Origin of the sequence: Spirulina sp. CCY15215 (assembly GCF_016888125.1) — a bacterium.
Classification (GTDB): domain Bacteria; phylum Cyanobacteriota; class Cyanobacteriia; order Cyanobacteriales; family Spirulinaceae; genus CCY15215.
Genome location: NZ_JACSWA010000268.1, coordinates 1 through 8,544 on the forward strand (window position 1 = coordinate 1; position 8,544 = coordinate 8,544).

Here is an 8,544-nt window from a genome sequence, read left to right on the forward strand (position 1 = left end):
TCAATCCATGTGTACGGACGTTAAATTTAACGTCCCTACTTTGGTCGGTTTTGTTTGTTGGCAAAAAGACGAGCGACCCCGGTGAATCGAATTCACCGAGGGAACGCGCTCGTCATCTCACCGCTAACCCTTCGGGTCTAGCGGGAGTCCTCTTTTTGCATTTTGTAGATAGGTGGAAAGTATCGATGCAATGCCCAATTAAATCGGAGCGGCGGGATTTGAACCCACGACCCCCACTACCCCAAAGTGGTGCGCTACCAAGCTGCGCTACGCCCCGAATTGCTTTCGCAGTTACCAATCATAGCACAGTTTTCAGAAAATGGGGGAACTTCATCAAAAAACAGCAAGCATCGGTGCCACCGCTACTAATTCTCCCACCGCATCCGCAGACCAATTGCCCTCGCATCGTCGCCCAGAATTGAGAATTAGGCGTAACTCATAAGCATGGGGAAAACCCTCAGCTTCCAACCAGAGGCGATCGCTTTCCACTTGGCAGGTAATTCGTTCTTCCTCCATCAATTCTCCTGCCATTTGGCTCATTGTTTCCCCTAATTGCCCCAGCAAACGGCAAAAATCCTGCCATTCCTCCTCTGTTAGCTCAAATGCCCAATCTTCTCCCCCAACTAATCCTCGATAGGTATCTGCCTCGGGATGCCACCCCAAACGCCATCCCAAACCATTTTTAAGGATGCGTCCCTTAATTTCTTTAACTTCCATAATTATATCTATTCGCGATCGCCACTATTGTCCATCTTTTTTCATAGTCTTTGCCAGACCTAAAAATATTACATTTTGTTACTCAAACAAGGTGATCGTTGCAAACGTCCGGAACTTTCTTGAACAATTGCGAATATGTTGGGGATCGAGACAAGAATATCGGCTCGATAGTAGCGATCGCTTCTCGTAAGTCGATAGAATGAATACTTTCAGTTTCATGACGCTAATGAAGATCGACCTTAAAGGCTATACAATCCAAGCTCAAATTTACGAAAGCATTAACTCCATTGTCTATCGAGGGGTTGACGAACAAACGCAACGGCAGGCGATCTTTAAGATGCTCAAGTCTGATTATCCTTCATCTTATGCTTTAACTCGCTATCGACAAGAATATAAAATTCTCAAAAATCTTAAGATTCCGGGTGTTATTAAAGTTTACGATCTCAAACCCTATCGCAATACCCTGTTTCTTGTTCTCGAAGATTTTGGTGGAACTTCTTTAAGGAACTATCTTAATTCCACTCTCAATCAACAACAAGGGTTCTCTATTGGGGAATTTTTACCGATCGCGATCGAAATTGCCGATACTCTCGGCCAAATTCATGTCAAAAATATTATTCATAAAGATATTAATCCCGCTAATCTTGTTGTACATCCGGAAACTCAACAAATTAAAATTATTGATTTTGGTATTGCTTCGGTTTTAACTCGCGAAAACCCGATCTTAAAAAGTCCCGATGTTTTAGAAGGAACATTGGCTTATATTTCTCCCGAACAAACTGGACGCATGAATCGCTTTCTCGATTATCGTAGCGATTTTTATTCTCTCGGAGTAACTTTTTATGAACTATTAACGGGAACTTTGCCGTTTACTAGCGATGATGCTTTGGAATTGGTACACTGCCATATTGCTAAAATTCCAGAGGCAATAGGGATGAGGCAACAGGCAAGAGAAAACGGGCAAGAAATACCGCAGGTACTGGGTGATATTGTGATGAAGTTAATGGCAAAAACTGCGGAGGAACGCTATCAGAGTGCTTGGGGATTAAAAGCAGATTTAGAACGATGTTGGGAACAGTTTCAAACTCGAGGGACAATTATTAATTTTCCCCTTGCAACTCACGATATTTCTACGAAGTTGCAAATTCCCCAGAAATTGTATGGCCGAGAACGAGAAATTAAAATACTATTGACTGCATTTGCAAGAGTTACGGGAAAAATTGAGGACTCTCCGACTTCTCAAAACCCTAAGAGTGAATTAATGCTAGTTGCTGGATATTCAGGAATTGGTAAATCTGCTTTAGTCCAGGAACTACATAAGTCTGTGACGCGATCGCGCGGTTATTTTATTTCAGGAAAATTCGACCAATTTCAGCGCAATATTCCTTATTCTGCCCTCGTTCGTGCTTTTCAAGGATTAATTCAACAACTTTTAACTGAAAGTTCCGATCGCTTAAAACAATGGCAAGAAAAGTTACAAATATCTCTGGGAACAAATGGGAAAATTATTATTGATGTTATCCCAGAAGTAGAATATATTATTGGTAAACAGCCTCCTATCGCCGAACTTGCACCTACAGAAACACAAAATAGATTCCATCTTGTTTTCAACAATTTTCTGCAAGTTTTTGCTTCGTGGGAACATCCTTTAGTTATTTTTCTGGATGATTTACAATGGGCAGATTCAGCAACGCTCAAATTAATTTATCTCATCATGAATGATGTTGATATTTGTAATTTACTCATCATTGGTGCTTACCGAAATAATGAAGTTAGTGCGACTCATCCTTTAATGGTGATGTTAGATGAATTGGAGAAAGATAAGGCGATCATTAATGAAATTGAACTCAAACCTTTAGACTGTGAGACAATTACTTATCTTCTCTCCGATACCTTAAATACCAATTTAACAACGGTCAGATCGTTTTCTGAATTGATTTTCAGCAAAACCAAAGGAAATCCTTTTTTTACGAACGAATTTATCAAAACATTATACACCGAAAAGCAACTTAATTTTGATTTAACATCTCGCACTTGGCAATGGAATATCCAAGCAATAAAGGCACTTAATATTACAGATAATGTTGTAGAATTGATGATTGATAAATTATATAAATTACCCGATCGCACCCAAACAGCCCTTTATATCGCAGCTTGTCTAGAAGCAGAATTTCATCTCGATACTCTCTCAATTATCTGCGATCGATCGGCAAAAGAAGTATTCTCCGATTTACAAGCAGCATTGCGATCGGAACTAATATTTCCGCTTTCTGAATTAGATGAAGAACTCTTAATTCGAGAATATAAATTTGGTCACGATCGCATTCAACAAGCAGCTTATAATCTTATTAAAGAATCAGAAAAAAAAGAGATTCATTTAAAAATAGGTCGCGCCTTCTTACACAAAATAGAATCGGAAAAAATCAGGACAAAAATATTTAATGTTGTCGATCAATTTAATCTTGCTCTTGATTTAATCATAGATGAGTCTGAACGCGATCGCATTGCCGAATTAAATCTCATTGCGGCACAAAAATCTCAAGATTCTGCGGCCTACGAACCAGCATTACAATATCTACAAGCTGGGATTCAATTACTCGGCGATCGCCCTTGGCTAAGGCAGTACAATCTCATGCTTTCTCTGTCTACAGAAGCTGTTTCTGCTGCTTATTCTTTTGGCGACTTTGTAACAATGGATCGCTTTGCCCGAGAAGTGTTAGAAAATGCTCGTTCTCTTCTCGATCGCATTAAAGTTGAACAACTTCTTCTCTATTCCTATCTCGCTAGACAAAAATTTCGCGAAGCCATTGAAAAAGGATTAGAAATTGTAGACTTATTAGACCCGAATTTACTCCTTCGCTTGCATTCTTTCGATTTCAATCGCGACATCAAAGAAATTAAAGAAATATTAGGCGATCGCCAAGCCTCAGATTTACTCAAACATTCTCTCTTACAAGAAGAGAATAAAATAGTTATTTTAGAAATATTATCCAGTTTAGTTGTGCCGACAATTATCGCCGATCCGAGCTTATTTATTCCTATTGTTTTACAAATGACGCTTGTTTCAATGCGATCGGGAAATGCACCAGAATCGACCTATGGTTATGCTTGGTATGGTTTAATTTTAACCAGTATTACCGGGGAAATTGAAGCGGGATACCAATTCGGACAACTGGCATTAAATTTATTAAATCAGTTAAACGTCCCAGAATTAACCGCGAAAGTTAATATTGTTGTTTATTTCTTCATTGCTCACTGGCGAGATAGCCTAAATAAAAGTTTAAAGCCCTTAAAAACAACTTATATTCAAGGAATTGAAACAGGAGATATTGCTCATGCAGGTTGGGCAGCTTACGATTATTGCAATCATTTATTTTGGAGCGGAAAAGAATTAACAGCAGTGGCACGAGAAATGGTAAACTATAATCATGCGATTCGTAAAATTAAACAACAAGCAGCACTGAGTTATTTAGAGATTTATCAACAAACTGTCGAAAATTTATCGAGTTCCATCGAACAGCCGGATTTGTTAGCAGGAAAATATTATCAAGAACAGGAAATGTTGGCTTTTTATCAAGCCAATGGCGATCGCACTGGACTGAGTTTCTTATATGTTAATAAACTGGTTCTCAGTTATTTATTTGGCGAGTATGAAAATGCCCTCAAATTTGCCCTCCACGCAGCAACGAATATTGCTGCGGTACCAGGGATTTTTGTGAGTGCCGTGTTAGTGTTTTATGATTCCTTAACTCGTTTGGCACTATTCGATCGCATTGAAGCCGGAGAACGCGATATTTTTGTGCAAAAAGTAGAGGAAAATCAAGCTAAACTGCAAATCTGGGCAACTCATGCCCCGATGAATTTTCAGCATAAATACGATCTAGTTGCAGCAGAAAAAGTGCGGGTTTTAAGCCGAGATTGGCAAGCAGCAGAAGTGTACGATCGCGCTATTCGCGGTGCAAGGGAGAATGGCTACTATCAAGAAGAAGCCCTTGCCAACGAACTTGCAGCCCAATTCTACCGCGATCGCGGCATAGAAAAAGTATCCTGCGCTTATTTACGAGATGCCTATTATGGTTATACGCGCTGGGGGGCGATCACTAAAGTAGAAAGCCTCGCACGCCAATATCCCGACCTCATTCAAAGTCCCACACAAACAATCTCTACAACTATTACTCAGACTCGCAGCCTAAACGTTACTAATACCAGCACCAGCACCGGAGAGATTTTAGATTTAGCTGCCGCGATCGAAGCCTCCCAAGCGATCGGCAGTGAAATTGTCCTCGATAAACTCCTGCAAACCTTGATGACCCTTATTTTAGCGAATGCAGGTGCGACGCGGGGAGTCTTGCTTTTGGAACAACAGGGACAATTGAGCATCGAAGCAGAAGGTGGGGTAGAATCCCCAGAAATTACGGTTTTGCAGTCCTTACCCCTTGACGATCGCCTGCCTGTATCCCTCATTCATTACGTCGCCCGCACGGGAGAAACTGTTGTTCTCCACAATGCAGCCCTAGAAGGTAATTTTAGTGAAGATGCCTACATCCAAAAACAGCGATCGCGATCGCTGCTCTGTTTTCCTCTGATCGAACGCGGTTCTCTCGTTAGTGTTATTTTTCTGGAAAATAATCTCACATCTGGGGCATTTTCTCCCGATCGCTTGCAACTATTGCAACTTCTTTCCGGACAAGCTGCCATTTCCATTGTTAATTCGCGTCTTTATCACACCCTAGAAGAAAAAGTCAAACAGCGCACCGCCCAACTAGCCGAGGCCAATGCAGAGATCCGCACCCTCAACCAAAAACTAACCACCGAGAATCTGCGCTTGGGGGCTGAATTGGATGTGGCCAAGCAAATGCAGCAGATGATTCTCCCCAAAGCAGAAGAACTCGATCGCATTAACGGTTTGGCGATCGCCGGATTTATGGAACCTGCCGATGAAGTTGGGGGAGATTATTATGATGTTCTCCAACAAGATGATATTGTTACAATTGCGATCGGAGATGTCACCGGCCACGGTTTAGAAAGCGGGATTTTAATGGTTATGGTTCAAACTGCCGTGCGAACTCTGCATGAATTGCAGGAACGAGATCCCAAACGCTTTCTCAATACCTTAAATCGCACAATTTATAACAACGTGCAACGAATGAATGTTGATAAAAATCTAACTTTAGTCTTGCTTAATTATCAAGAAGGTCGGGTTAGTATAAGCGGACAGCATGAGGAAATTTTAGCAGTCAGAAAAGATGGAGAAATACATCGCATCGATACAATTGATTTAGGTTTTCCGATTGGTTTAGAAGTAGAAATTAGCGAGTTTGTGCAAAGTAGCGACCTAGAGTTAGAAATTGGTGACGGCCTCATTCTCTACACCGATGGTATTATTGAGGCTCAAAACGAGAACCAAGAATTTTATGGGATCGAAAGACTTTGCGATCGCGTGTCTCAATATTGGTCGCGATCGGTTGCAGAGATTCAACACGCCATTATTGAAGACGTGAAACACCATATTGGCAAAGAGAAAATGTTCGACGATCTCACACTTTTAATCATTAAAAGACAGTAGCAAACCCGCAAAAATGGCGATCGCAACTTCTTAAGTTTAGCGAATATTTTCACCAGATCCAGCCCAAAACGGGAAGATTAAGGGATAATGTTAACGCGATCGCAATTTTAACAATCAACCTTGATAATGCTTGAAAATCTTCCCATTCCCACAGATCTCGCCGTTTATACCCAGTGGTGCGGCATTTTAACCCTCGTCCTCTTCGTTATTACCATTCTTGCCTTCTTACTCAAATGGGGGTTGCGTTTCCGTCTTTTTGGGGCAACCGCTTTTGCTGTAGTCCTCACCGTTGGCTTTTTTGGACTCAACTTAGGACTATTCAAGCATATCGCCATTCCAGGATCCGTCCGCTATACTTTAGTTTTTGACAATGCAGCCGACAATGTGGTGTTAGTCATTCCCCCGGAAACGACGCGATCGCAGGTTGAAGCTACCTTGCGTCAAGCTGCTATTGATATTTCTCCCTTCGGACGTTTAGCAATGCAGGATAATATGGTGACAATTCGCGCGAGAACTGTTATTCATCCTGAACCAGGACTCTCACTGCCTTTATACTTAGGAGAAGCGAAAAAACCATCCAATTCTCGCGATCCTGAAAATATCACCATTGAACTATTTCCCGCTAATTGGGACAAACTTTCCGCCCTTGATAGTTAACAGTAACCGATGGAAAAACTAACCTCTCCAATAACCCCACTTCTCATTTCTCCTGCTAAAATTCTGCGGGGAAATGGCATTATCAGTCAATGCGGTCAGGACATCGCGCATTTAGGCAAACGTCCTTTAGTTGTAGGTGGCGATCGCGTTCTTCCGGTCGTTTTTCCTCAACTTCAGTCTGTTTTTCAACGCTATAAACTGGCAGCAGAATCTGCTAGTTATACCCCTGATTGTTCGGAAAGTTCCCTGGCAATTTTACAAGGGGCGATCGCGGCACATAATGCAGATTTTATCATTGGAGTGGGGGGAGGAAAAGCCCTCGATACTGCCAAACTTTTAGCCCATCGCAGTCAGCTTCCCATCGTTACTATTCCCACTTCTGGGGCAACTTGTGCCGCGTGGAGTGCCTTATCTAATGTTTACTCGAATGAAGGGGCATTTCAATATGATGTTCCCCTCGATCGCTGTCCCGATCTCCTCATTTTGGATTACGATCTGATTCAAACTGCCCCTCAAAGGACTTTAATTGCGGGTATTGGCGATGCGATCGCCAAGTGGTATGAAGCCTCGGTGAGTAGTGGAAATTCCTCTGCTACATTAACGATCGCCGCAGTCCAACAAGCACGAGTTTTGCGGGATATTCTCTTGCAAAAGTCTGCCCAAGCACTACAAAATCCAGGGGGAGAAGACTGGCGAGAAGTCGTCGATGCTAGTGTTTTATTAGCAGGGGTTATAGGGGGTTTGGGTGGGGCTAATTGTCGCACTGTTGCTGCCCATGCCGTGCATAATGGTTTAACCCATATTCCCGAAGCCCACGGGATTTTACACGGTGAAAAAGTTGCTTATGGCATTCTCGTTCAATTACGTTTAGAAGAGATGGTACAAGGCAATCAACTCGCAATTACAGCACGACAACAATTATTAAAATTTTATCACGATATTGGCTTACCCAAAACTTTAGAAGATTTGGGATTAGACGGTATCTCTTTAGCTGCTTTGCGTCATAGTGCGGAAATTGCCTGTCAGCCTCAATCTGACATTCACAGATTACCATTTGCTGTGACTCCAGAACAACTGATGGCGGCAATGGTTTCCACTACGGTTATTACAGAAAATAGCCGAAAAGTGAGTGCTTCTAAAACTTTGCCAGCTATTTCTATGCAGGAAGAATGATCGAAGGCGATCGCAAATACTGGGGTGTAAATTTGGGTGCATCTCAAAGTTGCAAGCAAATCGATAATACTTACTCGAACAATTATAAATCTAGGGGGCGAGACGCTCCCACTCGAATGATTATAAATCCTCTATCCGTAGGATGATGAGGGGCAATTCAATCTTTTTTAGCAGGCCGACTCGAGCGGAATAAACGGGTCATTATAATCCCGGTAAACAACATGGCAAAGACTCCAAAAGCATTTAAGATCACATAAAAAACCTGTAAATCTTTTCCTAACCAACTACCTTGATGAATAAACATTAAGAATTAGCCAGCTTCATCAAAAATATATGAGTGGATACCCCAACCTCAACGAAGTAGGTTGGGGAGGAAGCGGTGCGACCCCGGTGAGGTTTCCTCACCTAGGGAACGCGCACCAAGAGAACGA

At 41.9% G+C, this 8,544-nt stretch carries 4 protein-coding genes and 1 tRNA gene; 3 read left to right on the forward strand and 2 right to left on the reverse strand.

Translation table 11 applies throughout. From position 1 onward, the window contains the following. Positions 1 to 203: 203 nt before the first annotated feature. Positions 204 to 277, reverse strand: a tRNA-Pro gene (locus JUI58_RS02860). Between the two features lie 56 nt (positions 278 to 333). Continuing rightward, a complete protein-coding gene (locus tag JUI58_RS02865) occupies positions 334 to 717 on the reverse strand; it encodes a DUF1818 family protein (protein ID WP_204102237.1) in 384 nt (127 codons plus the stop codon). 217 nt (positions 718 to 934) lie between these two features. On the opposite strand from JUI58_RS02865, the gene JUI58_RS02870 reads away from it, so the two are divergent. From JUI58_RS02870 to JUI58_RS02880, 3 genes are all read left to right on the forward strand, one after another. Next, positions 935 to 6,283 carry an AAA family ATPase gene (locus JUI58_RS02870; RefSeq protein ID WP_204102238.1) on the forward strand — a complete coding sequence of 1,783 codons (5,349 nt, stop codon included), beginning with the start codon at positions 935 to 937 and terminating at the stop codon, positions 6,281 to 6,283. A gap of 126 nt (positions 6,284 to 6,409) precedes the next feature. Continuing rightward, entirely contained in the window at positions 6,410 to 6,940 is a 531-nt protein-coding gene (locus JUI58_RS02875; protein ID WP_204102239.1) for a Ycf51 family protein, read from the forward strand. A 9-nt stretch (positions 6,941 to 6,949) separates the two neighbouring features. Further along, a complete protein-coding gene (locus JUI58_RS02880) occupies positions 6,950 to 8,113 on the forward strand; it encodes an iron-containing alcohol dehydrogenase family protein (RefSeq protein WP_204102240.1) in 1,164 nt (387 codons plus the stop codon). The last annotated feature ends 431 nt before the right edge of the window (positions 8,114 to 8,544 follow it).

What these genes read in the sequence shown, in the direction of transcription:
- JUI58_RS02865 (WP_204102237.1), bottom strand. Translation starts at nt 717, where the DNA reads ATGGAAGTTAAAGAAATTAAGGGACGCATCCTTAAAAATGGTTTGGGA.
- JUI58_RS02870 (WP_204102238.1), top strand. Translation starts at nt 935, where the DNA reads ATGACGCTAATGAAGATCGACCTTAAAGGCTATACAATCCAAGCTCAA.
- JUI58_RS02875 (WP_204102239.1), top strand. Translation starts at nt 6,410, where the DNA reads ATGCTTGAAAATCTTCCCATTCCCACAGATCTCGCCGTTTATACCCAG.
- JUI58_RS02880 (WP_204102240.1), top strand. Translation starts at nt 6,950, where the DNA reads ATGGAAAAACTAACCTCTCCAATAACCCCACTTCTCATTTCTCCTGCT.